The following is a 25,260-nucleotide window of genomic DNA, read 5'->3' as shown; positions in this document are numbered from 1 at the left end:
GGACGAACGATGCGGGACCTGCTCGGCGAGGCGACAGGGGCGGGACCGTACCTGTCTCTGGCGGCCGCGGCGCTCGTGGTGATGGGCAGTCCCGGCCCGGCGACCGTCGGCGCGACCGCGACGGCCACCGCGTTCGGGCTGCGCCGCTCGGTGCCCTACCTGCTCGGCAGCATCGCGGGCACCACGGCCGCGCTCGTCGTCGTGGCGGCCGGGGTCGCGTCGGTGCTGCTGGCCCAGCCGCGGCTCGGTCCCGTGCTGCTCGGCCTCTCCGTCGGCTACCTGGCCTGGCTGGCGTACAAGATCGCGACCGCACCGCCACCCGCCGTCGCGGGACCGGAGGAGGGCGACCCGCCGACGTGGCTGCACGGCCTCGTGCTCGGGGTGGCCAACCCGAAGGCCTACGCCGCGCTCGGGACGGTGTTCACCACCCACCGGCTGGGCCTGCCGACGCCCGTGCTGGAGAGCGTGGTGAAGACGCTCGTGCTCACGGCGCTGATCGTGCTGATCCACCTCGGCTGGGCGGTGGCGGGCGCCTCGCTGGGCACGGTGCTGCGGCGGCCCCGTGTCGCGCGCGTGGTCAACGTCGCGCTCGCGGTCGCGCTGCTGGCCTCGACCGCTCCGCTCGTGGCCGAGCTGCTGTCCTGAGCCACCGCGACCGGCCGGGCGGCTTCGCACCGGCGCCGGCGTGGACGGCCAGCTGTTCACCGACGGCGCCCAGGCGCTCCGCGTGCCGCAGGACGACGTCGCGCCGGGTGTCGCGGCCGAAGGTAGACGTCGGCGCCGGCGCCGAGCGCGAGCACCAGCAGCACGAGCAGGATCCACCGTCGCATCGATGCCCTTTCCCGTGCCCGGCCGGTGCAGCGCGGTGGCACGGACCGCGCTTGCCCGGGTGGCCGTTGTCCGGTTCCGAGCACGCCGGTGCGTGCGAGGATCGGCGCATGAGCTACCTCGCCGCGCCTTCGCGCTACGACGGCATGACCTACCGGCGTTCCGGCCGCACCGGGTTGAAGCTGCCACTGGTGTCGCTCGGGCTGTGGCACAACTTCGGCCACGACCGTCCGTTCGAGACGCAGCGCGCGATCCTGCGCCGCGCCTTCGACCTCGGCATCACGCACTTCGACCTGGCGAACAACTACGGTCCGCCCTACGGCTCCGCGGAGGAGAACTTCGGCCGCGTCCTCGCCACCGACTTCCGGCCGTACCGCGACGAGCTGATCATCTCCACCAAGGCCGGGTACGACATGTGGCCCGGTCCGTACGGCGAATGGGGCTCCCGCAAGTACGTGCTCGCGAGCCTCGACGCGAGCCTGCGCCGGATGGGCGTGGACTACGTGGACATCTTCTACTCGCACCGGTTCGACCCGGACACGCCGCTCGAGGAGACGATGGGCGCGCTGGACACGGCCGTCCGGCAGGGTAAAGCGCTCTACGTCGGCATCTCCTCCTACTCCGCTGAGAAGACCGCCGAGGCCGCGGCGATCCTGCGCGAGCTGGGCACGCCGCTGCGCATCCACCAACCCTCTTACTCGATGCTGAACCGGTGGATCGAGGGCGGCCTGCTCGACGTGCTGGAGCGGGAGGGCGTGGGCTGCATCGGGTTCTCCCCGCTGGCGCAGGGAATGCTGACCGACCGCTATCTCGACGGCGTGCCGGAGGGTTCACGGGCGAGCCGGGACAGCTCGCTGCCGTCGGACTTCCTGAGCGACGAGAACCTCGGCAAGGTGCGGGCGCTCGCCGGGATCGCGGCGGCGCGCGGGCAGACGCTGGCGCAGCTGGCGGTCGCGTGGACGCTGCGCGACGAGCGCATGACCTCGACGGTGCTCGGCGCCAGCAGCGTCGCCCAGCTCGAGGACAACGTGGCCGCCCTCGGCAACCTGAGCTTCACCGGCGAGGAGCTGGCCGAGATCGACCGGCACGCCACCGAGTCCGGCATCAACCTCTGGGCGCGCTCCAGCGCGCATTGACACGGCGCGCGCCGGGTAGTCCACCGCGATGGACGATGACTACCTGCGCATCTACCTGAACGACCAGCTCGCGCTCGGCGTCGCCTGGCGCGAGCTGGCCCGGAGGGCGGAGGGCGGCAACGCGGGCGGGGAACTCGGTGCGGCGCTCTCGCGCGTGGCACAGGGCATCGCCGAGGACGTGGACACCTTTCGCGCGATCATGGACCGGCTTGGCGTGCGGCCCAACCCGCTCAAGCAGGGCGTCGCCCTCGCCGCCGAGCGACTGGGCCGGCTCAAGCCCAACGGCAGGCTCACGGGCTACTCGCCGCTGAGCCGGTTCGTGGAACTGGAGTTCCTGGCGATGGGCATCGACGGCAAGAAGCAGCTCTGGACCACCCTGCGCGACATCGCCGGGCTCGGCGCCCGGCTGCCCGACGTCGACTTCGCCGCGCTGATCGACCGCGCGGCACGGCAACGCGCCGAGCTGGAGCCGTTCCGCGTGCGCGCGGGCGCCGAGGCGTTCGCCACCGCGCTCCCCGGCCCGCGCCCCGCCGAGTAGGCGGGCCGGGCCCGGGTATCCGGAACGGCATGATGCGGAACGCGCTCTGGCAGGGCCTGGTCGCCGGAACGGCGGGGGTCGTCGTGATGACCGTCGGCGAGAAGGTGGAGCAGCGGATCACCGGCAGGCCGGACTCCCACGTCCCGGCGCGTGTGCTGCAGCGCCTGACCGGTTCGCGGGAGCGGCCCGGCAGGCAGCCGGTGCCCGTGAACTGGGCCATGCACGCGGGCCAGGGTGTCGCGCTCGGCGTGCTGCGGTCGGTGATGGCGCACGCGGGGCTGCGGGGCCCGTGGGCGTCGGCGAAGTTCGCCGTGGTGCGGCTGACCAACGACCAGATCCTGGAGAACGCCACGGGCGTCGGGGCCCCGCCACCCACCTGGCCGAGGGACGAGCTGGCCATCGACCTGCTCCACAAAGCCGGCTACGCCTTTGCGACCGGGGTGGTCGCGGACGCACTGGCGGCGCGGTCCGGACCAGGGCCGGGGCAACGGCACGCCGCCCTGCCGGGCAGGCGCAAGCACGCCGGGCCGCTACCGCGAGCGGTCGCGCGGTGGTCGCGGCGGTAGGGGCACGAAGCCGCTCGTGCGGGCGACGTACTCGCGAGGGCCGGGCCTCGACTCGCTCAAGTGCCTTTCCAGCAACGGCGTGCCGATGCCGCGGGCAAGAAGCCACGTCGTGAGCACGGGCGAGAGCACGGTCGCGGCGCCGGGCAGGTGCTGCGCCGCGAGGAGGTACCGGCCCCACCACACGCACGCGTCGCCGGAGTAGTTCGGGTGCCGGGTGTAGCGCCACAGGCCCCGGTCCGGCACGCGGCCGCGGTTGGCGGGGTCCGACTTGAACCGGCGCGGCTGCTCGTCGCCCACCGCCTCGAACGCGAACCCGGCGGTCCACACCAGTACCCCGAGCATTCCCGCTGTGCCGAGATCCTCCGTCTGCCGCTGTGCGAACACCACCGGCAGCGATACGAACCGCAGGACCGCCCCCTGCGTGAGGTACAGCGGAAGCACATGCGCGCGAGCGGACGGGACCCGGCCCGCTCCAGCATCTCGCGGTGGCGCCGCTCCTCCCCGCCCCGGCTGTTGCGGTGGTGGATGTGGACCGACAGGCGCACACCCCACACCACTGTGAGGACGGTGGCGAACGCGCGTGGCTCCAGCGCGAAGCCGGTCACCGTGATCACGGCGAAGCCCGCGCCCCTCGCGCTGTCGATCGTGTCGCCGCACTCGGCTTCGCCGGGCTGCCGCGGCGCACGTGGGAGTTCCACCTCGCCTACAGCGAGACCGGGTTCCGCTCCGGCTACCTGGACGTCGTCCAGTTCGGGCTGCACAGGACCGGCGCGGGCTTACAGCTCGTTCCGCTTCGACACGAACAGTTCCGCGACCCGGACGAGCTTCATGTTGAGGTCCTGCGACGTGCGGCGCAGCAGGTCGAACGCCTGCTCGGCGGTGAGGCCGCGCCGCTGCATGAGCATGCCCTTGGCCTGACCGATCACGTCCCGGCTGCGCAGCGCCACACGAAGGTGGGCCTGCTCGAACTCGGCGGCCGTCATGGCCGTGGTCGCCGCGAGCGCCACCGTGGCGTGGCTCGCGAGCACCACGGCGAGGTCACGGTCCACCTTGTCCAGGCCGTTGCGCTGCCGGGAGTACAGGTTCAGCGCGCCGAGCCGCGGCGGGTCGTCGGCGGGGACGAGTCCCACGGCGAAGACGCTTCGCACGCCGAACGCGAGCGCCTTCGGAGCCCAGCGGGGCCAGGGCGCCTCGGCGAGGTCGGGGAGGTCGACCACGCCCTCGCCGGGCGTGCGGGTGGCCTCCACGCAGGGACCCTCGTCGAAGGCGTACTGCTGTTCGTCGAGGCGGTCGGCCAGCTCGTCGGTGCGCACGGGCGTGGTGTAGCGGCCCTCCTTCGTGCGCAGCGTGATGCTCACCAGGTCGGCCTCGGGCACGAGCGCCTTCACCGCGTGCACCACGCGCGCCAGCACGCCGGCGGCGGTGGGGCTGTCCAGCAGCACCTTGGCCACCTGGCCGAACTCCCGGGCGAGCGGACCGGTCCACGGCTCGCCGGGAGCGTGGTCCTCGTCGCCGGCGGCGAAGATCGCCTGCTCGGAGACCCAGTCCTGCTCACTGACCATGACCGCATTCTGCCCGACAACCGGCCCGGCGGAGCAGCTCCCGGACCATGAGCGACGACCACACGACGTGGGTGAGCGCCGGCGCGGGCCGCCGCCCCTGCGAAGGCGCGGGCCGCCTCGGTGTCACGCCGCTCGAAGTCGGCCTCGTGCGGGGAGTGCACCAGGTAGCAGGCGCCCCGACGGTAACCGACGACCCCGCGTCCCCCAGGCGGAAGGACGCCGGGCGCCCGGCGCTGTGAGATGGTTGTTGTTCATGGAGCCCGGGGCAGGCAGCGGCACGGAGGCGGCACGGCAACCCGCGCTGTGGACCCCCGGCAGGGTCGCCAGACTCCTCGGGGTCTCCCCGATCACGCTGCGCAGCTGGGACGCGCGCTACGGCATCGGCCCCTCCTTCCGGCCGGAGGGGCGCCAGCGGCGCTACACCGACGCCGACGTCGCCCTGCTGCGGCGCATGCGGCGCCTGATCGACGAGGGCGTCCGCACCCGCGACGCCGCCAACGCCGTGCTCGGCCACCCCGCCGAGAACCTGGTGACCGGCACCGGCGAGGAGGAGCTGGAACAGGCCACCGACCTGATGCACCGGGCGACCATGGCGGCACTGCTCGACGAGTCGCTCGCCGCGAAGGGCGTCGAGGGCACGTGGCGCGACGTGGCCGCGCCCGTGCTGCGCACGCTGGGCCGCCGCTGGGAGCGCGGGCGGGAGTGCTTCGCGGTGGAATGGGCGCTGACCACGGAGATCTCCGCCGCGCTCGACCGCTACGTCCGGCCCCGCGGCTCCGCGCGCGGCGGCGCGGGTGTGCTGCTCGCCCCATGCCCGGACGAGCAGCACACCCTGCCGCTGGAGGTGCTGCGGGCCGCGCTGTGCGAACGGGAGGTTCCGGTGGTGTTCACCGGCCTGCCCTCGGGCGGGGTACTGACCCTCGACCTGGCGTCGCGACTGGACCCGCGCGGGGTCGTGCTGTGGTCGATGACCGTGGCGACCGCGGACCCGGCACTGCTGCGCGGCCTGCGGGAGCGCGGCGCCGCCGTGACGCTCGCGGGCCCCGGCTGGGAAGCCGCCACCGTCGACGCACCGCTGGTGAACGACCTCGCCGCCGCGCTCACCCTGCTCGCCGGACACGACCGAGGCGCCGGTGATGACTGAGATCACCGGCGCCCCTCTGTGCGAGTTGGTCGTGAGGGCCTCCCGGCCGGAGATCAACTACCCGGCCAGCGGCTCCCTACACCCGACAGTGGCGCGGATCACGGTTCGGCGATGTGGAGCACGTCGAGCAGACCGGTGATGCGCAGGGTCTGCCGGACGTGCGCGGGCGGGTCCCTGAGCAGCAGGCACCGCCGTGCTCGGCCGCCGTCTTGTGCGCGCGGATGAGCACGCTCAGCTCGCTCGAGTCCAGCAATGTCAGGCCGGCGAGGTCGAGGCGCACGCGGGCGCCGGGCGCCGCCCCGGCGAGGAGCGCGGCCAGCTCGGCGCGCGGCGCGCCGGTGGTGTCGAGCACCAGCTCCCCCGCGAGTACCACGGTGTGACCTTCCGGATCCTCGGACACGGCGATCCGCAGGGTCATGCCGCTCCCGGCCAGTGCGCGCGCAGGAGTGCCGCGGCACGGGGATAGTCGCGCAGCAGCAGGCCGAGCTCGGTGGCGAGCGCCGTCACCCGCGCCTCCGGGACCCGGCGGGCCGACAGCACCGACCGCACCCACGTCGCCGTGTCCCCGAGCAGCCGCCCGTCACCGGTCAGCAGCGCGCCTTGCAGCGCGCACAGCGACTGTTCGGCGCAGTCCCCGACCACCACGGCGATGTCGGAGTGCTCCGGCGTGCCCTCGGTGAAGGTGTCCTGCGGCCGCCACCGCCGCCGCAGCGTCTCGACGAGTGTGCGGTGGTTCAGTTCGAGGCCCCGCTGCTCGGCCAGTTCCTCGGCCCCGAGCGGTCTGGCCGGCTCCACGACGGCGGGCAGTGTCTCGACCACGTCGGCGGCCTCGCGCAGTCCCGGTGCCCACGCCGTGGCGCCCAGTGCGCGGGCCCTGGTGTCGTCGGCTCCGAGCGCGATCCCGCCCGCGATCACCGGGATGCCCGCGCTCGTGCCCGCCTCGACGAACTGCCGGGTGCCGGGCAGTGCCCACGCGACGGAGCAGCTCACCGCCACGGCGTCCGGGCCCGCGTCGTGCAGGTACGCGGACAGCCTGCTCGCCGGGGTGCAGGCGCCGAGATAGGCCACGTTCCAGCCCCGCTCACGCAGGCCGGTGGCGATCACGAGCGCGGGCAGGGAGTGCCATTCGCGTTCGGCGCAGCCGACCACGATGCGGCCCCTGGTCACGGGCAGGCGCCGCACCCACCGGGCGATCGCCTCGGTCGCGGCCACCGAGACGCCGGTGGCGATGTGCTCCTGCGCGACCGACCACTCGCCCCGCTGCCAGCGCTCGCCGATCCGCCGCTGCGCCTCGCTGATCACGTCGAGCAGCAGGACGGTGGGCTCGACGCCGCGGTCGAGGAGCTCGTCGACGACGCCGACGCCCTCCCCCGCGTCGCCCACGGCGAGCGCGCGCTCGAACCGGGGGAAGGCGAGCCCGGCCGTTTCGGTCGTGGTGGTCATGGCGTGTTCACTCTCCACAGCGGACGGCGAGCAGGGCGATGTCGTCGTGGCCCCGGCCGTCGAGGTGCTCCATCACGCGCTGCTCGACGATCTCGCACAGTGTTTCCGGGCTCGCTCCCGCGTAGCCCGGCAGGAGCGCGCGGAGGCGGTCCTGCCCGAAAAGGCCGTCACGGCCATGCGCCTCGTACACGCCGTCGGTGTAGAGCAGCATCGCGTCGCCCGGCTCCAGCAGCACCGCGGCCTCCTCGTAGCGCAGGTCCGGCAGGACCCCGGCCAGCGTGCCGGCCAGCTCGGGTTCCTCGACGGTGCCGTCGCGGCGCAGCACCAGCGGCGGCGGGTGCCCGGCCACGGCGATGGTCGCGAGGGTGCCCGCGCCGTCCGGTGCGGGACGCAGGCGCGCGCAGGCGACCGTGACGAACCGGTCGGAGCGGTCGGCGTAGAGCACGTCGTTGAGCGCGGCCAGTATCGCGGCGGGCGAGCGGTCGAACCGGGCCGCGGTCTTGATGGTCTGCCTCGCCTTGCCGGTCAGCACCGCGGCCTCGACGCCCTTGCCGCACACGTCGCCGACGACCACGGAGATGTCGCCGGGTCCACCGTGCACGTCGTAGAAGTCCCCGCCGATGTCGAGGCGTTCCTGTCCGGTGCGGTAGCGCGCGGCCACCCGCACCCCGGGCACGGACGGCAGTTCCGGCGGGCGCAGGCTCGCCTGCAACGTCGTCGCCACGTGCCTGCGTTCCTCGTAGAGCCTGGCGGCGTCGAGGGTCACGGCGGCGTGCCGGGCGAACTCCTCGGCGAGCGCGAGGTCGGCCCGCGTGAACCCCTGTCCCTCGCCCCGCACCGCGATGAGCGCGCCCGCCGTGCTGCCCCGCGCGGTGAGGCCCACGCCGAGGACCTCCGCGGGCCCGGGGCCCGCCATGCTCGCCCGCAGGCCCGCGTCGGGGAGAAGTCCGGCGAACCCGTCGGCGGAGCCCGCCCCGGGCACGACGTGCAGCAGCTCGGGCCTGCCGGCCCGGCGGATCCGGCCGAGCGCGGAGTCCTCGGCCAGCCGCGGTACGAGGACCGGGGGCAGCGGAGCCCCGTCCGTGTCGCACGCGGAGAGCGTGACGCCGCGGCCGTCGAAGAGCGCGAGCACGGCCCGGTCACCGAGCACGGGAACCGCGAGCCGCAGGGCGTTCAGCACGATCCTGCGCACGTTGAGCGATCCCGCGAGCTGGGGCGAGGCGTCGAGGAGGAACGCCGCCTCGCCCCGGTGCCCGGCCGGCCGCGACGGCGGTTCTCCGGCGTGGTCGAGCGCCGTGTCCATGGCGCACTCCTCGGGGCGACGACTGCGTGCGATCTGCCGACTCTAACGCGCCAGTTGCCTGTCGTGGCATGGTTTCCGCGGCGCCCAGGGTTGACCTTGGCCGGGGGTGGGCGCGTACCGTCGAGGAGGCAAGGGCTGGTTCTTGCGGTTCACAGGCCGTTTTTGCTGGTCGACCCAACCCGAAGCCGATCGCTGCCGCGGTCGCGTTTGCCTTTCCGGCGACCCGGACGGACGGCTTCCCCGGGAGCGCAAGTGAAACAGACACCTCGCGAACCAAGGGCGACACGGCCCGCCCACGACCCCCGGCTCCTCTCGGTGACCCTCGCGGCAGGCGATGACGGCTGCGTGCTCGCCACCGTCGTCGGCGAACTCGACGCGGCGACGGCTCCGGCGCTGGACGCCGAGATCCGGGCGCTGCCCGCTGGCGAGACCACGGCGCTCGTGCTGGACCTGACCCGCGTCGGCTTCTGCGCCGCCGCAGGCATCTCGACACTGCTCGATCTGCTCGAGCACACCAACAGCATGGGCGCTTCGCTCGCGCTCGTGGCCGACTCCACGCCGGTGATCCGGCCGCTCGAACTGCTCGGCCTGGCGGACCGGTTCACGATGTTCCCCAGCCGCTCGGCGGCGCTCGCCTCGCTCGGCACCGCGCCGGCCGGCTCCTGACCACGCCGTCCGCGTTTCGGATCTTCCGGCGTCGGGTATTGATCAGTCGTCCGGCGTTGAGCCCACAGCGGAGGAGGCCGGCATGGAAGGCTCCGAGAACGCCCGGCATGCGATGATCGACGTCGTCGACGGTCCGAGGGATCTGGCGACCGTGCGCAAGCGGGTCCGCGGCCTCCTCGCCGGGGCGCCCGAGCGCGAGGTCGTCGACGCGCTGCTCGTCGCCAACGAGCTCACCACCCTCGCCTGGCTGCAGGAGGCGGAACCGTTCACCGTCAGGTTGCGCCTGACCGGCGCAGCCCTGCGCGCCGAGGTGGAGGCGGATCTCCTCCCCGGAACGGATCTCGGCGGAGCCGGGGAGCTGCTGGACCGGATCGCGACAGGCTGGGGCATCCGGCGGGCGAAGGGCACCACGCTGTGGGCCGAGGTGGCCGCCGACACCGGGGCCAGGGCCGCCCACAGCGTCGCGGTGCCGATCCCGCGGACGACGGCGGCGCCATGACGCGTCGCGGCTCGGCAGTGAAGGCCACCTTCACTGCGTTCAACGCAGTGAAGGTGGCCTTCACTGCGGACGGGTCTCGGTCCGCTGCTCCCCCAGCACCGCCTTCGTCGCGGTCTCGTGCAGTGCGGCGATCGCGGCCAGCGCCTCGTCGGCCTGCTCCTGGATCCAGGTGACGTCCGCGACCGTGTCCTTGGTGTCGTTCATGATTCCCCCACTCACTCTCCGCTATGACGGTAAGCCATTCACGGCGGGCGTGCTCCACTGACACGCCGCACCGGTGCTTGACAGGCGTCACTGCCGCGGAAGGCTGGCGGCATGCCCGAACTCGTGCCCTTCCTCATGTTCCAGAAGGACGACGCCGCCGAGGCGATGAACTTCTACGTGTCGCTGTTCCCCGGAAGCGCGGTGCTGTCCGAGCAGCGCTACGGCCCCGAGGGTCCTGGCAAGGAGGGGACCATCGTGATGGCCGAGTTCACCTTGGCGGGCCAGAAGTTCCGGTGCAGCGACAGCCACGTCCGGCACGGCTTCGACTTCACACCGTCGATGTCGGTCTTCGTCACCCTCGACTCCGCCGATGACCTCGAGCACACCTACGAGGCGCTGCTGGAGGACCGGCAGGCGCTCATGCCGCTCGACGACTACGGCTTCGGCCCGTTCGGCTGGGTCAACGACCGCTTCGGGGTGTCGTGGCAGCTGAACGCCCCTTCCGTCTGAGCGCTCAGCGCAGCTTCACCAGCTCCCCCAGCGCCTGCCTCGCCCGCGCCGTGCCGTCCGGGTCGGTGAACCGGCCGATGTCGTACAGCACGACGTGCTCGCAGCCCGCCTGGTGGTAGCGCTCCAGCTCCTCGGCCACGTCCTCGGGCGAGCCGTGCAGCACGGCGCCCCGCACCACGGCGTCGGGAATGCTCTCCAGGATCGCGTCGGCCCGGTCCGGCGCGATCTCGTGCGGAACGTAGCCGTGGGGCAGCGGGTACTCGGCACCGTGCTCGGCGAACCCGGCCTTGCCGCGGTAGAGCGCCACCGCCCGCACCGAGGGGTGCTCCAGCAGCTCGAGGCTCTCCGCGCGCGTGGGCGCGAGCGCCGACCACAGGAACACGGTGGGCGTGATCTCGCCGGGGTCGCGCCCGAACGCCTCGGCGTGCTCGCGCAGGGTCGCGAGCTTGCCCGCGTAGGCCGACGGCGGCAGGCTCGTGGGAATCCAGCCGGTGCCGTGCCGGGCGGTCAGCTCCAGCATCTTCGGCCCGTGCGCGGCGACGTGGATGCCGAACGGCGCGGTCGCGGTGATCGCCAGGTCCGGGCCGCCCTCCTCCACCGGGCCACCGGTGCGCAGCGCGGCGAGGGTCCGCAGCGCGGGCCGCATGTAGTGCAGGCGCCCGGTGCGTTCCCGGCCGTGGTCGAGCCCGAACGGCAGCAGCTGCCCAGGGTCGCCGACACCCAGCCCGAGCGCCATTTCCCGCCCGGCGAGCCAGCCGATCGTGCTCGCGGTGTGGGCGAGGGCGACGGCGCTGCGCCGCACCGGGTCGGTGACGGCCACACCGAGCCGCACCCGGCGCGTGGTCACCGCGGCGGCCGCGAGCAGGGAGAAGGGGTCGAGCACGCGGTGCGGGTCGGCCAGCGCCGTCCTCCTGGTGCCACGGGGGAACCAGCCCTGTAGATGGTCGAGCAGCCACACCGCGTCGATCCCGTCCTCGGCGTCCGCCCAGCGCGCGTCGTCGAGCGGGTCGAGGTCCGGGTGCACGGAGATGCCGGCGCCGATGGTCAGCACGGTCGAGGTCCCTTCGTCGGGGTGGTCACTTGGTCGATTCCAGGCCGGCCGGGCTGGCCCCGGCGGGAACGTCCTGGGGCCGCTCGCGCAGGAACAGCGCGGCGACGAACGACACCACCGCGGTGCCGGTCATGTAGAGGGCGATGGCGGCCCAGTCGCCGGTGCGGTCGAGCAGGAACGTGGCCACGATCGGCGCGAGTCCGCTGCCGAGGACCGTGCCCAGGGTGTAGCCCACCGACATGCCGGTGTAGCGCACGCCGACCGGGAAGACGTGGGCGAACAGCGTCGGCATCACGCCGTAGTTCGCCGCGTACGGCAGGAACATCAGCACGAAGCCCAGCAGCATCAGCGGCATGTTCGCGGTGCCCAGCAGTCCGAACCACGCGTACGGCACCACCGCCATGCCCGCGATCCCGGCGAGGAAGATGCGCTTGCGGCCGACGCGGTCGGAGAGCCAGCCGAAGAACGGGATCGCGACGATCGTGAGGATGTTGACCATCGTGACCAGTCCGAGCAGGACGTCGCGGCTCGCGCCGACGTGCTCCGTGCCGTAGGCGAGCGAGAACACGGTGCCGACGTAGAAGGTCACGCCTGCCGACAGGTACGCGAGGCACATCAGCACCACGCGCAGCGGGTGGGCTCGCAGCACCTCGGCCACGGGCACCTTGCGCACGGCGCCGGTGCGCTGCACCGCCTTGAAGTCCGGGCTCTCGTCGAGCCGAAGCCGGATGAACAGGCCGAGGGCCACGAGCACCGCGCTGCACAGGAACGGGATGCGCCAGCCGTAGGCCGCGAAGTCGTCATCGGGCAGCTGGGACACGAGCAGGAACATCAGGTTCGCCAGCAGCAGGCCCCAGCCCGCGCCGGTGTTCACCACGGCGCCGAAGAAGCCGCGCCGGGCGGGTGCCGCGTGCTCGACGCTCATGAGCACGGCCCCGCTGTACTCGCCGCCGAGGGAGAAGCCCTGGACGAGCCGGACCAGTACCAGCAGGATCGGCGCGGCCACGCCGATCTGGGCGTACGTCGGGAGCAGGCCGATGACGAACGTCGCCCCGCCCATCAGGGTCAGAGTGAGCACCAGCATGGCCTTGCGGCCGATCCGGTCACCGAAGTGCCCGAACACCACCCCGCCCAGTGGCCGCGCGACGAACGCGATCGCGAACGTCGAGAGCGCGAGCAGGGTGCCGACGAGCGGGTCGAACTGCGGGAAGAACTGTTCGTTGAACACCAGCGAGGCCGCGGTGCCGTAGATGAAGAATTCGTACCACTCGACGGTGCTGCCGATCAGGCTGGAGATCAGGACCTTGCGAGCGTGTGCGTCGTGCGTCATGAACCATCGACTCCAACCCGGTCAGGGCCGGGCCGGCCTTGCTGTGGGCAAACCGGCGCGGACTACGATGTGGTGGGCGTTCAACGATGAGCAAGGTGGAGGTTAAGCACTTGTCTGACAACAGTCAACTGACATCAGGTCTGCAGGAGTCGCTCTCGCGCCGCCCGCTCCCCGACGTGATCGCCGAGCGGATCACCGCGACCATCGCCAACGGCACGCTCACGCCGGGCGACCGGCTGCCCTCCGAACCCGTGCTCGCCAAGCAGCTGCAGGTCGGGCGCACGTCGCTGCGCGAGGCCCTTCGCAAGCTCGCCACGCTCGGCGTCATCGAGATCGTGCGGGGCAAGGGCACGTTCGTGTGCGAGCCGCCGCCCGAGGACCCCACGACCCAGTACGTCCAGTGGAGCCTCGACCAGGGCTTCGCGCTGTCGGAGCTGCTGGAGGTCCGCATCGGACTGGAGACCACCGCGGCCGGGCTCGCCTGCACGCGCGCGAGCGACGAGGAGCTCGGCGAGCTCGACCGGCTGCGCGCCGAGCACGACAAGGCCCACGACAGCGGCCTCGACGCGCTCGTGCGCACCGACGAGGCGCTGCACGAGGGCATCGTCCGCGCCGCGCACAACGTGGTGCTCACCGGCATGTACCTGCCCCTGGTGCCGCAGATGACCGAGTTCCGCCGCCGCACGCTGAGCCTCCCCCGCGCACAGCAGCGCTCCGACGACCACCGCTACATCACCGACGCCATCGGCAGGCGCGACCCCGAGTCCGCCCGCAGGGCGGTGGCCGAGCACCTGTGGATCTTCTACGAGGAGGTCAGGGCCGTCGCGGAGCCCGGCGAGGTCACGGGCACGGAGGTGCGCAGCGTCGCCGCGTTCGTCTGAGCAGCTCGCCCACCTCCCGCCATAAGCCCCCCTTATGGCGATCTTGGTGATTGCCGTCTACCGGGCCCCCGGGCCGTGTGTTTCGATCGCACGGCCCGTATCGCAGGAGCTTCGGGTCTGGCTGGGAAGGACTGGGCACAATGGTTGTGCTGCACACGACGATCGCGATCCTCGCGGTCGTCCTGCTCATTCTGGTGACGCGGGTGGACCCCGTCATCGCACTCGTCATCGGGTCGATCTACCTCGGACTGACGGCGGGCCTCGGCTTCGACGGCACGATGAAGGCCATCGCCGAGGGCTTCGGCGAGATCATGGCCGAGGTCGGGTTGCTCATCGGCTTCGGTGTCCTCTTGGGATCACTGCTGTTCTCCGTGGGAGCACTGCAAAAGCTCGTCGAGAAACTGCTGAAGGCGCTCGGGCCGCGACGGCTGCCGTACGCCCTCGCCACGGCGCTGAGCGCGATCTTCCCGTCGATCTATGTGGACGTTCAGCTCGTGCTCGCCGCACCGCTGGCGCGGTCGGCGGCCCCGCGCATGGGCCGCAACGGGCTCGCGATGATGGGCGGCGCGCTGACGGCGGGCATCCTGGTGGGTTACGTCTTCGTGGTGCCGGGACTCGGCACCGTCGCGATCGCCGGGCTGCTCGACGTTCCACTCGGGACGATGCTCATCTACGGGTTCGTCATCGGCCCCATCACGGCGCTGCTGACCGTCTTCCTGTGGGGCAGGCTGCTCAAGCGCGGCTTCTGGAACACGGCCAAGGACGAGACCGAACGGGACAGCGACGAGCTGGAGCCGACGGGCGGGTCAGCGCCGTCACCCCGCGACCAGGACGGCCAGGACGGCGCGAGCGGCTCCGGTGGCGTGGCGACCGAGCGCGAGACCGTGCGCACCACTGTCCCGCTCACGATCTCGCTGCTGCCGATCGTGGTGCCGCTGCTGCTGATCGCGACCGGCGCGATCACCGAGGCCGCGGGTGTCGAGTCCAGCGTGCTGGCATTCCTCGGCGACCCCGTCTTCGCGCTGTTCGTCGGCCTGCTCGGCGCCTACGTGCTCGCCAAGCGGACCCTCGGCCGCGACCAGCTCGGCGAGGCGATGTCCAAGGGCTTCAACGCCACCGGGCAGATCCTGCTGATCACCGGCATCGGCGGATCGCTCGGCGCCGTCATCGGCGAGACCGGTCTGGACAAGGTGCTGGGCGGGTTCTTCTCGGCCGACGCCGGGGTGCCGACGCTGGTGACGATCCTGCTGGCGTGGGTGGTCGCGGCCGTGCTGCACCTCGCCATCGGGTCCATCTCGGTCGCCGCGATCACCGCGGCGGGCATCCTCGCCCCGATCATGGGCGGCCTCGACATCCCCGCCGAGGTGCTCGCGCTCGCGATCGGTTCCGGTGCCCTCTTCGCACTGCAGGTGAACAGCAACTTCTTCTGGATGTTCCAGACCCTGCTCGGGGTCACCACGCGGGGCGCGCTCAAGGCGCTGACGTTCGTCACCGCGCTCGCCTCGGTGGTGTCGCTCGTGCTCGTGTCGGTCGTCAGTGTCGTCGTGTAGAGAAAGAGAAAGATGCAGCCCCTTCGTGGAGTGACGGTCGTGTCGCTGGAGCAGGCCATCGCCGCTCCGTACGCCAGCAGGCACCTCGCCGACCTCGGTGCCCGCGTGATCAAGGTGGAACGGCCCGGCGCAGGCGACTTCGCGCGCGCCTACGACTCGCGCGTGCGGGGCCTCAGCTCGCATTTCGTGTGGGTCAACCGGAACAAGGAGTCGCTGACGCTCGACTTCAAGGACCCGCGCGGTAACGAGGTGCTCCACCGGCTGCTGGCGGACGCCGACGTGTTCATCCAGAACCTCGCGCCGGGTGCGGCGGCCCGCGCGGGGCTCGGCGCCGACGAGCTGAGGGCCGCCAACCCCCGGCTGATCGTGTGCGACATCTCCGGTTACGGCTCGCCGGGACCGTACGAGTCGATGAAGGCCTACGACCTCATGGTGCAGAGCGAGGCGGGCCTGCTGTCGGTGACCGGTTCCGGCGAGGACCTGGCGAAGGTGGGCATCTCCGTCTCCGACATCGCCGCGGGGATGTACGCCTACAGCTCGATCCTCGCCGCGCTGCTGGAGCGGGGCCGCACCGGCGAGGGGTCGCATGTGGACGTCTCGATGCTGGAGGCCACGGTGGAGTGGATGGGTTTCCCGCTCTACTACACCTACGACGGCGCGCAGCCGCCGCCGAGGGCGGGCGCCGCGCACGCGACGATCTACCCGTACGGCCCGTTCCCCGCCGGCGACGGCAAGGTCGTGATGATGGCCATCCAGAACGAGCGCGAGTGGGCCGCGTTCTGCGAGAAGTTCCTGAAGCGGCCCGAGCTCGCCACCGATCCCGCGTACGCCACCAACGCCGAGCGCAACGCCAACCGCGAGGCGCTGGGCGCGATCATCACCCAGCGGTTCGGGGAGCTGACGAGCGAGCAGGCGATGGAGCTGCTGGCCGCGATCCCGGTCGCGCACGCGAGGGTCAACACGCTCGCCGAGGTGTGGCGGCACCCTCAGCTCGCGGCGCGCGGGCGCTGGCACGAGGTGGGCACCCCGGCGGGCCCGGTGCCGTCGCTGACCCTGCCGGGGCTGGTCACCGGTGAGCCACGCCTGGATCCGGTGCCCGGCCTCGGCGAGCACACCCGCGCGATACTCGCGGAGCTGGGCCTCGCGGAGGCCGAGATCGACACGCTCGTCACCGAGGGCGTCGCCTGATCTCCCCGCCGGGGTGAGAGGATCGGCCTGCCACGAGCACGGGCAGGAAGGCGGCACGATGGACATCGCCCACCTGCGCGACTTCATCACCGTCCTCGACGCCGGCAGCCTCACCAGGGCCGCCACCGAGCTGCACGTGTCGCAGCCCGCGCTGAGCCAGCGCATGGCCCAGCTGGAGCACCAGCTCGGCGTACGGCTGCTCGAACGGGGCCCTCGCGGCGTGCGGCCCACCCCGGCTGGCCGGTCGCTGTACCGGGACGCACAGCAGCTGGTGCGACGGTTCGACCGGCTCTCCGAGGACATCGCCCGCGACCGGGGCGGAATCCACGGCCCGGTGGCGATCGGCCTGCCGACCACCGTCGCCACCCATCTGGCGCCCGCACTGTTCTCGTGGACGAAGGCCCATCACCCCGGGATCCACCTGCAGCTGTTCGAGTCGATGAGCGGCTACATCCACGAGCTGCTGCTCGGCGGCAGGCTCGACCTGGCGGCGGTCTACCGCGAGGACGACGCGGCCCGGCCCGGCGAGGTGCCGCTGTTCTCCGAGGACCTGTACCTGATCGGCACGCCGGAACCGGAGCCGGAGTCCGAGCACGAGGTGAGCGTGCTGGAGCTGCGGGAGGTGCCGCTCGTGACCCCGGGCGGCCGCAGCAACCTGCGCGCGCTGATCGACCGCGCGTTCGGCGGGCACGGGCTCGTGCCCACGGTGGTCGCCGACGTCGAATCGCTCGGCACCATGATCCGCATCGCGGAGAGCGGCGAGGCGTGCACGATCCTGCCGCTGTCGGTGTTCGCCGGCCGGCCGCGCGACGTCGGTGCCCGCCGGATCATCGGCCCCGTCCTCGGCAGGCACGTCGCGATCCGCACCGCGACCGAGTTCTACGAGCCGCGCGACGCGGTGGTGGCCGTGCGGCGCGGGATCGTGGAGGTGACGCGGCGGCTGGCCCGGGACGGCGGCTGGGAGGGCATCCGGCTCGCGGCCGCGCTCCAGCGCTGAAGCCGTCCCGTCAGGCCGGTTCCCTGCCGAGGGTCAGCTGCCGGTGGAAGTACTCGTAGAGGCCGTCGAACACGGGCCCGGTCACGGCGAGCGTGTGCGTGTCGTCGCCGATCATGGACAACCCCCGCAGGACGACGTCGAGCCCAGGCGCCTCGGGTGCGTGGTACCGCTCGTCGTCGAGATCGGCCTCGTGGACGATCTCCGCGATCCGCCACAGCACCGGGTCGACGAGCTCGTACCGACGCAGGACGGTCTCGAAGCTGCAGTCGCCCCCGTGGTGGCCGAGTTCGGCACCCCGCATGTCGAACGGCGTCGCGTCGGCGGGCACCTCGGCCGGGTCGGCGACGAAGACGAACTCCGCGCCGGGGTCCACGGCCCGGCGGATCAGCCAGGCGCACGCGGCACGATCGATGTGGATGCCCGCCCGGGTCGCCCATTTCATGCGGTGTGCTCCTCGGTCCGTTCGGTGTCGTCCTGCGCCCGCAGGCGGGCGACGGCTGTCTCGGCCGCGCGGCGCTGCGGGGGCGGGAAGTAGTCCCGGCGCTGGATGCGGCGCAGCTCGCCGCGCAGGCGCCGCAGCAGCCGTCGCCGTTCGGCCTCGGTCAGTTCGCCCCGCCCCTCCGCCTCGGCGGCCACAGCCTCGTACTCGGCGGCGCGGGCGGCGGCCATGGTGCGGGCGAGGTCTCGTTCCTGGGCGAGCGTGGCCGGCCGGGCCACCCACACCCCGGCGGTGCCTCCGGCCTCGACGATCTCCTCGGCGAGCCAGTCCAGGTGCTCGCGGGTGCGGGCGTCGGCGGGCAGGGCGACGAGGCCGTCTCCGAGCTGCGCGGCCCCGAGTCGCTTGAGCTTGCGCCAGACCGCGATGCGCGGCGACGACGGCTCACGGGGCAGGCGGTAGGTCAGCAGCACCCACTGCCCCGGTCTCACATCGCGGGCACCTTTCTCATCCGATGCAACCACGGTTACAGTCTAGCCGGTTCACGGCCGGACGAAGGAGGAGCGCATGCCAGGCACCGGAACCCGGGACGTCGTGCCACTGCGCACGGCGGTCCGGGCGTGGTTCCTGATCTCGCTCCAGACGTTCGGCGGCCCCGCCGGGCAGATCGCGGTCATGCAGCGCACGCTGGTCGAGGAACGGCGCTGGATCGGCCAGCAGCGGTTCCTGCACGCCCTGAACTACTGCATGCTGCTCCCCGGCCCGGAGGCCCAGCAGCTGGCCATCTACGTGGGCTGGCTGCTGAACGGCAGGCGGGGCGGGCTGATCGCGGGAACGCTGTTCGTGCTGCCCGGCATGCTGGCACTGCTGGTGCTGTCGGCGATCTACGTGGCCTTCGGGGAGACCACCGCGGTCACCGCCGTGTTCGCCGGGCTCGCTCCCGCCGTGGTGGCGATCGTCGCGCAGGCCGTGGTGCGGGTCGGCCGCCGCGCGCTGCGGCATCCCGCACTCCTCTCGCTCGCCGTGGCGGCGTTCCTCGCGCTCGCGCTGTTCGCGCTGCCGTTTCCGGTGGTGGTGGCCGCCGCCGCGGCCGCGGGCTGGCTGCTCGGCAGGTTCGTCCCTGACACCGTTCGGCCCCCGCGGGAGGAGGCCACCGGGGGCCCGCCGCCGTTGATCTCCGACGACACGCTGCACCACGAACCACCCGGTCTCGGCCGCGGCCTCCGCACGCTGTGCGTGGGCCTGCTGCTGTGGGCCGCGCCGGTCGCGGCCGCCGCCGTGTTCACCGGGACGGGCAGCGTCCTCACCACGCAGGGGCTGTTCTTCTCGGGCACGGCCGTGGTGACCTTCGGCGGCGCGTACGCCGTGCTCGCGTTCGTCGCCCAGCGCGCCGTGGAGGTCTACGGCTGGCTCTCCGCGGGAGACATGGTGCGGGGCCTGGCACTCGCCGAGTCCACCCCGGGACCGCTCATCATGGTGGTGCAGTTCGTCGCGTTCCTCGGCGCCTACCACTCCCCGGGGCCGCTCGACCCCTGGGTCGCCGGTGTGCTCGCGTCGCTGCTCACCACGTGGGTCACGTTCGTGCCCTGCTTCCTGTTCATCCTCCTCGGCGCACCGTACGTGGAGCGCCTGCGGCACAACCGGTCGCTCTCGGCCGCACTGACCGGCATCACGTCGGCGGTGGTCGGCGTCATCGCGAACCTCGCGCTCTACTTCGCCGTCCACACGCTCTTCGCCACGACGCGGACCGTGGGAGCGGGCCCGATCACGGTGCTCGTACCCGACCCCGGCAGCGTCAGACCGCTGTCGGTCGCGCTCACGGTCCTCGCACTGGTGCTGGTGTTCGTGCTGCGCTGGCCCATGCTGCGGCTGCTCGCCACGTGCGCCGCACTCGGCTGTGCGGCCGCGCTGGCCGGGATTCCGCTGACCTGACCGCTCCCGGCCGTATGCTGGGGGCCTTCACGGGCGACGGGTGACCCGGGGAGGTCGCCGTGGACTGGTATCAGCGCATGTTCGTCGACACGGGCCGCTCCGCCGCGCTGTGCGCGCTGCTGGGGTTCCTCGTCACCTTCGCCGTGATCCGCACGATCACGCGCCGCATCCACGCCAGGCGCGAGGACCCGGAACGCGGCGTACTGCGCGACGTCCACGTCGGCGGCGTGCACGTCCACCACCAGGTGTGGGGCATCCTCCTGCTGCTGGTCACCGGGATGCTCACGTTCCGGTACGACCCGCAGGCGCCGTGGGCCGAGCTGCTCGCGGCGCTGTTCGGCGCCGGAGCGGCGCTCACCCTCGACGAGTTCGCGCTGTGGCTCTACCTCGACGACGTCTACTGGTCGGCCGAGGGCCGCCGCTCGCTCGACGCGATACTGGTCGGCGGCGCGGTCGGTGCCGCGCTGCTGCTGCAGTCCTCCCCCATCGGCGCCGGCCCGGAGGACAGCGGCACGGCGTGGGCGTTCGTGGCCACCGTCGTGCTCCACTTCTCCACCGCGGGCGTCTGTGTGCTCAAGGGCAAGCTGCCCACGGGCATCATCGGCGTCGTCGTGCCCGTGGTCGCCGCCGTGGGCGCGATCCGGCTGGCCAAGCCGTCGTCGATCTGGGCGCGGCGCCGCTACGGCGAGGCGAAGCTCGCCCGCGCGGGCCGCCGGTTCGGCCCCGCCTACCAGCGCCGCGTCAACCGGTTCCTCGACCTGCTCGGCGGGAAACCCGACCGGCCGTGAACCTCACCGCGGCGGCTGGCCGTACCCCTGTGGCGGGTAGCCGGGCTGCGGCGGATACGGCTGCCCGTACGGCGCGTAACCCTGCGGCGGGTGGGGCTGCTGCGGCTGCGGCGGGTACTGCTGCGGCGGGTACTGGTGGACCGGCTGCTGCCAGCCCTGCTGGGGCTGTGCCTGCGGGACCGGCGGCTGCTGCGCGGAGCCCTGCCCCGCGGCGAGCTGTTCGGCGGTGACGCGCTTCTTGCGGGCGAAACCGCTGTAGGCCCACGCCGAACCGCCGACGAGCATCGCGGCCCCGCCACCGAGCAGCAGCCAGCCGGTGGACTTGTTGTCGCTCGCCTGCTCGTCCAGGCTCCGCTCGGCCGTGGTCTCGCCGTTGCGGGTCTCCTCGCAGACCTGCCCCTCGCTCATCTCCTGCGAACCGCACATCACGCGGTCGTCGCTCAACGCGAGGATGCCGCCCACGATCAGCCCGGCCCCGACCGCCGCGACGCCGATGGCCTGCACCCGTTCCTTGATCAGCCGCGCGTTCATCATCCTGGCGGCGCGCGCGTAGTTCGCGTTCATCCGAAGCGTTCCTTCCCCAGTGTCCGATCGGGCCACACCCTAGACGTACGATCGCCCGGTGATCGTTCCACCCGGTGACTGGAATCCCGTGACGACCGGAGAATCGGGCGCAACGGTTTTGCGGGACACAACGGGCTCCCGCTACGCCAAGCACGTCCCCGCGAGCGGGCGGGAGGAACTGGCCGCCGAACGCGACCGCGTCGGCTGGCTCGCCGGCACCGGTGTCCCCGGGCCGCGCGTGCTGGACTGGGCCGAGGACCACACCGGGGCGTGCCTCGTCACCAGCGCGGTGCCCGGCGTGCCCGCGGACACGGTGCCGCCGGAGTCGCTCGCCACGGCGTGGCCCTCGATCGCCGACACCGTCAGGCACCTGCACAGTCTGTCTACAGTGGACTGTCCGTTTCGGAGGGACCTGGCGCTGATGTTCCCGCTGGCGCGGGACGTCGTCGCCAGGGACGCGGTGGAACCGGACTTCCTGCCCGTCGAGCAGCAGGACACGCCGCCCGCGGAACTGCTCGCCCGGCTGGAGCCACAGCTCGACCGCCGCCTCGCCGAGGAGCCGGCCGACACCGTGGTGTGCCACGGCGACCTGTGCCTGCCCAACATCGTCCTCGACCCGGGCACGCTGGAGGTGTCGGGCCTCATCGACCTTGGCAGGCTCGGCCTCGCCGACCGGCACGCCGACCTCGCCCTGCTGCTCGCGAACTCACGGGAGACGTGGCCGGACGAGACACGGGCCCGCGCGGCGGACGCGGTGTTCGCCGAGCGGTACGGGCGGCGGCCGGACCCGGACCGGCTGCGGTTCTACCTGCACCTCGACCCGCTCACGTGGGGCTGAACCCGCTCAGCCCGTCGCGGTGTCCCCGGTGTCGGTGACCTCGGCGAGCACGAGGTCGGTGCCGAGGTCGGCGATCCCCTCCGCCGCCGCCTCGGGCAGGTGGTCGTCGGTGATGATCCGGTCGAACCGGCGCAGCGGCACGATGTCGTACATCCCGAACGTCCCGAACTTCGAGCTGGTGGCGAGCAGTACCACGGTGGAGGCCGCCTCGATGGCCGCGAGCTTCACCTCCACCTTCGGCTCGCTCGGGGTCGTCACGCCGCGCATGATGTCCCACGAGCTGGTGCTGATGAACGCGAGGTCGGTGTTGACCCGCCGCAGGGTCTCCGCGGCGAGCCTGCCGACGGTCGAGTGGTTGGCGTGTTCGAGACGGCCGCCCACGTGGATGGTCTCCACGTGCTCGGCGGTGGTGAGCGCGTCGACGATCGAGAAGTCGTTGGTGACGACCGTGATCCCCGAGCGGGCCCTGATCGCGGGCACGAGCGCTCCCGTGGTCGTGCCCGCATCGAGGTAGACGATCAGGTCGTCACGCAGCAGGCTCTCGGCGGCACGCGCGATCGCCGCCTTCTCCGGCTGCTCGCTCTCGGCCTTCGCGGTGAACGCGGGTTCGGTGCGCAACCCGCTCGCCAGGCGCACCCCGCCCGGCACGGAGTACGCGCGCCCCTCCCGCTCCAGCGCCGCGATGTCGCGGCGCACCGTCATGTGCGAGACGCCGAGCAACTCGGTCAGCTGGACGACACTGAGCACGCCCTCGCGGTGCAGGTGCCGCATGAGCGCTTCCCGCCGCTGCGCGGGAATCAGGGGTGCGCTGTTGTCCATGTCGCCCACTTTCGCACAGCCGGGCCGTTACAGGCCCGGCGCCGGGCCGAGTTCGCGACGCAGCGCGCTGAGCGCGGCGTACGCGCGGTCGCGGTAGGCGAGCAGCTCGGCCTTCTTCTCCGGGTCGATGTCGAGGAAGCCGTGGCCGGTCTTGAGCCCGAGGTTGCCGTCCTCGACGAGCGCCGTGAGCGACTCCGGTGCGGACAGCCGGGACCCGTACTTGGCCTCCAGCGAGCCGTACGACGCGTGGTAGACGTCGAGGCCGGCCATGTCGCCGATCGCGAACGGGCCGAACAGCGCGAGCCGGAAGCCGAACGCGTTGCTCACGACCAGGTCCACCTGCTCGGGGGTCGCGAGCCCCTCCTCGACGACCTTCACGGCTTCCTTGTACAGCGCGAACTGCAGGCGGTTGGCGACGAACCCGGGCGCGTCGGCGACGCGGGCGGGCACCTTGCCCGCGTCGCGGATGAGCCGCTCCGCCGCGTCGACCACCTCGGGGGCCGTGCCCTCGTGGGCGATCAGCTCCACGCCGGGGATGAACGGTGCCGGGTTCATCCAGTGCACGCCGAGGAACCGCTCCGGCCCCCGCACCGACAGCGCCAGCTCCGCGATGGGGATCGCGGAGGTGTTGGTGCCGATGATCGCGTGGTCCGGGGCGGCCTTCGACACGCGCTCCAGCGCGTCCTTTTTGACCTCGCGGGTTTCGAACACGGCCTCGGCGACGTAGTCGGCACCGGTGACCGCGTCCTCGACGCTCGCCGCGGCCGAGAGCCGCTGTTCGAGCGTCTCCGCCGAGCTGTCCGCGAAGAGCCCGGCCGCGGTGAACGCGCGGGCCTCCTCGATGAGCCGCGTGCGGGCCGCCTCCGCTCGCTCGGCGTCGACGTCGCCGAGCACGACATCGGTGCCGGCGAGTGCGAGCACCTGGGCGATGCCCCCGCCCATGTAGCCGGAGCCGACCACCGCGACGCGGTCGACGGGGCGGGTCTCGAACGGGGTGGCGGTCATGCCGAGGTCCTTTCGGGCGGGTTCGGTTCGGTCAGAGCTGCTGGTCGCTGCGGTCCTTCATCAGCCGCAGCGCGAACGCGGCGATGAGGGCGCCGAGCACCATGTAGGCGGCCACGGCGTAGCCGCTGGCGAACGTCGACACGAGCAGCGCGGCGATGAGCGGCGCCGGGCCACCGGCCACGACGGACGCGAGCTGGTAGCCGATGCCGGCTCCGGCGTAGCGGACGTTCACGGGGAACTGCTCGGAGATCAGCGACGCCTGCGAGCCGTACTGGATGGCGTGCGGGATCAGCGACACCGACACCGCGAGGAACACGAGCACGGGGTTGCCGGAGTCGAGCAGCCAGAAGTACGGGAACGCCATGAGCGCGAGCACGACGCAGCCGAGGTAGTACATCCTCCGCCTGCCGACCCGGTCGCCGAGCCGGGAGAAGTACGGCAGCAGCGCGAGGTCGACGCCGGCGGCGACGAGGGTCGCGATCAGCAGGAAGGTGCGCTCCACCCCGGAGTGCTCGGTGGCGTAGTCGAGGATGAACGCGGTGAAGATGTAGAAGGGCATCTGCTCGGACAGGCGCAGGAACGCCGAGAGCACGATGGGCCCGGGGTAGCGCTTGAGCACGTAGCGGACGGGACGCTCGACGAGTTCGCCCGCGGCCTTCTTCTGGGCGAACGACGGCGGCTCCTCCAGCGACAGCCGGACGAGCAGGCCGACCACCACGAGCACGCCGGAGAACAGGAACGGGATGCGCCAGCCCCACTCGTCGTACTGGTCACCGGTCGCGGCGCTGGAGACGAGCACCGCCGTGGTGGAGAGGATGAGGCCCACCGAGGTGCCCATCTGGGGCCACGACCCCGCGGCGCCCCGCTTCTTCTGGTCGCCCCACTCCAGGGAGACCAGCGCGGCACCACCCCATTCGCCGCCCACGCCGAAGCCCTGCACCAGCCGCAGGAACAACAGCAGCACCGGCGCGAGGACGCCGATCGACTCGTAGGTGGGCAGGAAGCCGATGAGGAACGTGGCGAGACCGGTCATCACGAGCGTGACGACGAGGGTGGTCTTGCGGCCGATGCGGTCGCCGTAGTGGCCGAACACGGCGGCGCCGATGGGCCGCACCACGAACGCGAGCGCCAGCGACGCGAACGACGCGATCACCGAGACGAACCGGTCCTCCGACGGGAAGAACAGCTCGGGGAACACGAGCGCCGCGGTGGCGCCGTAGATGTAGTACTCGTACCACTCGATCGTCGTGCCCACCAAGGAGCCGATGGAGGCCCGGCGGCGCTGGGCCAGGTGGTGCTGTGACGTGGTGCTCACGTCGGGGGTGGTGCTGGACGACATGCGTCATCGCTCCTATGGGATGAGGCTGCCCGGAGGCGAGGAAGTCGAGACGGACCCGCCGGCAAGGGGCCAACGGGGTGAAGCTGATCGACACGGTAAGAGCGCGTTCACAACTGTGTCAACTCTGGTAACATCAGATCACA

At 72.4% G+C, this 25,260-nt stretch carries 29 protein-coding genes and 1 pseudogene; 15 read left to right on the top strand and 15 right to left on the bottom strand.

Annotation, left to right across the window (positions count from 1 at the left end; all coding sequences use genetic code 11):
* Window positions 1–9 precede the first annotated feature (9 nt).
* The 4 genes from BA062_RS07800 to BA062_RS07785 all read left to right on the top strand — a co-directional run bounded on the left by BA062_RS07800 (window position 10) and on the right by BA062_RS07785 (window position 3,068).
* The gene (locus tag BA062_RS07800) at window positions 10–645 is read left to right on the top strand and encodes a LysE family translocator (RefSeq protein ID WP_110335402.1); all 636 of its coding nucleotides are present in this window, start codon (window positions 10–12) and stop codon (window positions 643–645) included.
* Window positions 646–938: 293 nt separating this feature from the next.
* The gene (gene mgrA / locus BA062_RS07795) at window positions 939–1,964 is read left to right on the top strand and encodes an L-glyceraldehyde 3-phosphate reductase (RefSeq protein WP_110335401.1); all 1,026 of its coding nucleotides are present in this window, start codon (window positions 939–941) and stop codon (window positions 1,962–1,964) included.
* Between the two features lie 28 nt (window positions 1,965–1,992).
* Window positions 1,993–2,502 carry a hypothetical protein gene (locus tag BA062_RS07790; protein WP_110335400.1) on the top strand — a complete coding sequence of 170 codons (510 nt, stop codon included), beginning with the start codon at window positions 1,993–1,995 and terminating at the stop codon, window positions 2,500–2,502.
* A 29-nt stretch (window positions 2,503–2,531) separates the two neighbouring features.
* Window positions 2,532–3,068 carry a hypothetical protein gene (locus tag BA062_RS07785; protein ID WP_110335399.1) on the top strand — a complete coding sequence of 179 codons (537 nt, stop codon included), beginning with the start codon at window positions 2,532–2,534 and terminating at the stop codon, window positions 3,066–3,068.
* On the opposite strand, the gene BA062_RS07780 is transcribed toward BA062_RS07785, so the two are convergent.
* From BA062_RS07780 to BA062_RS07770, 3 genes and pseudogenes are all read right to left on the bottom strand, one after another.
* Window positions 3,033–3,509: a DUF1295 domain-containing protein gene (locus BA062_RS07780; protein ID WP_168213902.1), complete on the bottom strand. Its 477-nt coding sequence runs from the start codon at window positions 3,507–3,509 to the stop codon at window positions 3,033–3,035. The two genes, BA062_RS07785 and BA062_RS07780, sit on opposite strands and share 36 nt — an antisense overlap.
* A gap of 71 nt (window positions 3,510–3,580) precedes the next feature.
* Window positions 3,581–3,673: pseudogene (locus BA062_RS41280) on the bottom strand (hypothetical protein); the annotation flags it as partial.
* A gap of 171 nt (window positions 3,674–3,844) precedes the next feature.
* Complete coding sequence (locus tag BA062_RS07770) at window positions 3,845–4,630, bottom strand: GAF and ANTAR domain-containing protein (protein WP_110335397.1); 786 nt, start codon at window positions 4,628–4,630, stop codon at window positions 3,845–3,847.
* A gap of 253 nt (window positions 4,631–4,883) precedes the next feature.
* Between BA062_RS07770 and BA062_RS07760 the strand changes: the two genes are divergently transcribed.
* Window positions 4,884–5,774, top strand: coding sequence for a MerR family transcriptional regulator (locus tag BA062_RS07760; protein ID WP_110335396.1), 891 nt, complete (start codon window positions 4,884–4,886; stop codon window positions 5,772–5,774).
* Window positions 5,775–5,850: 76 nt separating this feature from the next.
* Here BA062_RS07760 and BA062_RS07755 read toward each other — a convergent pair whose 3' ends face one another.
* From BA062_RS07755 to BA062_RS07745, 3 genes are read right to left on the bottom strand one after another with little or no spacing between them, the layout of a single operon-like run.
* Window positions 5,851–6,192, bottom strand: a complete 342-nt coding sequence (locus BA062_RS07755; RefSeq protein WP_110335395.1) for an STAS domain-containing protein — start codon at window positions 6,190–6,192, stop codon at window positions 5,851–5,853.
* Window positions 6,189–7,217, bottom strand: a complete 1,029-nt coding sequence (locus BA062_RS07750; RefSeq protein WP_110335394.1) for a cobalamin B12-binding domain-containing protein — start codon at window positions 7,215–7,217, stop codon at window positions 6,189–6,191. The genes BA062_RS07755 and BA062_RS07750 overlap by 4 nt, the downstream gene beginning before the upstream one ends.
* A 7-nt stretch (window positions 7,218–7,224) precedes the next feature.
* Window positions 7,225–8,520: a PP2C family protein-serine/threonine phosphatase gene (locus BA062_RS07745; protein WP_110335393.1), complete on the bottom strand. Its 1,296-nt coding sequence runs from the start codon at window positions 8,518–8,520 to the stop codon at window positions 7,225–7,227.
* A gap of 252 nt (window positions 8,521–8,772) precedes the next feature.
* Here BA062_RS07745 and BA062_RS39750 point away from each other — a divergent pair, with 252 nt between their 5' ends.
* Together BA062_RS39750 and BA062_RS07735 are read left to right on the top strand one after the other, a co-directional pair.
* Window positions 8,773–9,186: an STAS domain-containing protein gene (locus BA062_RS39750; protein WP_168213901.1), complete on the top strand. Its 414-nt coding sequence runs from the start codon at window positions 8,773–8,775 to the stop codon at window positions 9,184–9,186.
* Between the two features lie 82 nt (window positions 9,187–9,268).
* A complete protein-coding gene (locus BA062_RS07735) occupies window positions 9,269–9,685 on the top strand; it encodes a hypothetical protein (protein WP_110335392.1) in 417 nt (138 codons plus the stop codon).
* Window positions 9,686–9,745: 60 nt separating this feature from the next.
* Here the strand turns inward: BA062_RS07735 and BA062_RS39745 are convergent, their stop codons facing one another.
* The gene (locus tag BA062_RS39745; RefSeq protein ID WP_168213900.1) at window positions 9,746–9,889 is read right to left on the bottom strand and encodes a hypothetical protein; all 144 of its coding nucleotides are present in this window, start codon (window positions 9,887–9,889) and stop codon (window positions 9,746–9,748) included.
* Window positions 9,890–10,000: 111 nt separating this feature from the next.
* On the opposite strand from BA062_RS39745, the gene BA062_RS07730 reads away from it, so the two are divergent.
* Window positions 10,001–10,399, top strand: coding sequence for a VOC family protein (locus tag BA062_RS07730; protein ID WP_110335391.1), 399 nt, complete (start codon window positions 10,001–10,003; stop codon window positions 10,397–10,399).
* A 4-nt stretch (window positions 10,400–10,403) separates the two neighbouring features.
* On the opposite strand, the gene BA062_RS07725 is transcribed toward BA062_RS07730, so the two are convergent.
* Complete coding sequence (locus BA062_RS07725; RefSeq protein WP_110335390.1) at window positions 10,404–11,450, bottom strand: LLM class flavin-dependent oxidoreductase; 1,047 nt, start codon at window positions 11,448–11,450, stop codon at window positions 10,404–10,406.
* Between the two features lie 25 nt (window positions 11,451–11,475).
* On the bottom strand, window positions 11,476–12,780 hold the full coding sequence (locus BA062_RS07720) for an MFS transporter (RefSeq protein ID WP_110335389.1): 1,305 nt from the start codon (window positions 12,778–12,780) through the stop codon (window positions 11,476–11,478).
* Between the two features lie 110 nt (window positions 12,781–12,890).
* On the opposite strand from BA062_RS07720, the gene BA062_RS07715 reads away from it, so the two are divergent.
* From BA062_RS07715 to BA062_RS07700, 4 genes are all read left to right on the top strand, one after another.
* Window positions 12,891–13,661, top strand: a complete 771-nt coding sequence (locus BA062_RS07715; RefSeq protein WP_168213899.1) for a FadR/GntR family transcriptional regulator — start codon at window positions 12,891–12,893, stop codon at window positions 13,659–13,661.
* A gap of 140 nt (window positions 13,662–13,801) precedes the next feature.
* Window positions 13,802–15,211 (top strand): GntP family permease, encoded by a 1,410-nt coding sequence (locus BA062_RS07710; RefSeq protein ID WP_110335387.1) that lies wholly within the window; start codon window positions 13,802–13,804, stop codon window positions 15,209–15,211.
* 12 nt (window positions 15,212–15,223) lie between these two features.
* Window positions 15,224–16,399 carry a CaiB/BaiF CoA transferase family protein gene (locus tag BA062_RS07705; protein ID WP_110335386.1) on the top strand — a complete coding sequence of 392 codons (1,176 nt, stop codon included), beginning with the start codon at window positions 15,224–15,226 and terminating at the stop codon, window positions 16,397–16,399.
* A gap of 58 nt (window positions 16,400–16,457) precedes the next feature.
* Window positions 16,458–17,396, top strand: coding sequence for a LysR substrate-binding domain-containing protein (locus BA062_RS07700; protein WP_110335385.1), 939 nt, complete (start codon window positions 16,458–16,460; stop codon window positions 17,394–17,396).
* A 10-nt stretch (window positions 17,397–17,406) separates the two neighbouring features.
* On the opposite strand, the gene BA062_RS07695 is transcribed toward BA062_RS07700, so the two are convergent.
* A complete protein-coding gene (locus BA062_RS07695; RefSeq protein ID WP_110335384.1) occupies window positions 17,407–17,838 on the bottom strand; it encodes a chromate resistance protein ChrB domain-containing protein in 432 nt (143 codons plus the stop codon).
* Window positions 17,835–18,323: a Chromate resistance protein ChrB gene (locus tag BA062_RS07690; protein ID WP_245959724.1), complete on the bottom strand. Its 489-nt coding sequence runs from the start codon at window positions 18,321–18,323 to the stop codon at window positions 17,835–17,837. The genes BA062_RS07695 and BA062_RS07690 overlap by 4 nt, the downstream gene beginning before the upstream one ends.
* 76 nt (window positions 18,324–18,399) lie before the next feature.
* On the opposite strand from BA062_RS07690, the gene chrA reads away from it, so the two are divergent.
* Both chrA and BA062_RS07680 read left to right on the top strand, forming a co-directional pair.
* On the top strand, window positions 18,400–19,764 hold the full coding sequence (chrA, locus tag BA062_RS07685; RefSeq protein WP_110335382.1) for a chromate efflux transporter: 1,365 nt from the start codon (window positions 18,400–18,402) through the stop codon (window positions 19,762–19,764).
* Between the two features lie 59 nt (window positions 19,765–19,823).
* On the top strand, window positions 19,824–20,552 hold the full coding sequence (locus BA062_RS07680) for a hypothetical protein (RefSeq protein WP_245959723.1): 729 nt from the start codon (window positions 19,824–19,826) through the stop codon (window positions 20,550–20,552).
* A gap of 3 nt (window positions 20,553–20,555) precedes the next feature.
* Here BA062_RS07680 and BA062_RS07675 read toward each other — a convergent pair whose 3' ends face one another.
* Window positions 20,556–21,116 (bottom strand): hypothetical protein, encoded by a 561-nt coding sequence (locus BA062_RS07675; protein ID WP_110335381.1) that lies wholly within the window; start codon window positions 21,114–21,116, stop codon window positions 20,556–20,558.
* Window positions 21,117–21,174: 58 nt separating this feature from the next.
* On the opposite strand from BA062_RS07675, the gene BA062_RS07670 reads away from it, so the two are divergent.
* A complete protein-coding gene (locus BA062_RS07670; protein WP_110335380.1) occupies window positions 21,175–21,954 on the top strand; it encodes an APH(3'') family aminoglycoside O-phosphotransferase in 780 nt (259 codons plus the stop codon).
* Window positions 21,955–21,960: 6 nt separating this feature from the next.
* Here BA062_RS07670 and BA062_RS07665 read toward each other — a convergent pair whose 3' ends face one another.
* Genes BA062_RS07665 through BA062_RS07655 form a run of 3 tightly spaced genes read right to left on the bottom strand, consistent with a single transcriptional unit; the run spans window position 21,961 to window position 25,117 of the window.
* Window positions 21,961–22,773, bottom strand: coding sequence for a DeoR/GlpR family DNA-binding transcription regulator (locus BA062_RS07665; protein ID WP_110335379.1), 813 nt, complete (start codon window positions 22,771–22,773; stop codon window positions 21,961–21,963).
* Window positions 22,774–22,800: 27 nt separating this feature from the next.
* Window positions 22,801–23,778 (bottom strand): 3-hydroxyacyl-CoA dehydrogenase family protein, encoded by a 978-nt coding sequence (locus BA062_RS07660; protein ID WP_110335378.1) that lies wholly within the window; start codon window positions 23,776–23,778, stop codon window positions 22,801–22,803.
* 31 nt (window positions 23,779–23,809) lie between these two features.
* On the bottom strand, window positions 23,810–25,117 hold the full coding sequence (locus tag BA062_RS07655) for an MFS transporter (RefSeq protein WP_110335377.1): 1,308 nt from the start codon (window positions 25,115–25,117) through the stop codon (window positions 23,810–23,812).
* Between the last annotated feature and the right edge of the window lie 143 nt (window positions 25,118–25,260).

It is taken from the genome of Prauserella flavalba (genome assembly GCF_003202235.1).
GTDB lineage: Bacteria > Actinomycetota > Actinomycetes > Mycobacteriales > Pseudonocardiaceae > Prauserella_A > Prauserella_A flavalba.
The sequence above is the reverse complement of the archived record's forward strand: the minus strand, read 5'-3'. Positions and strand labels throughout refer to the sequence as shown.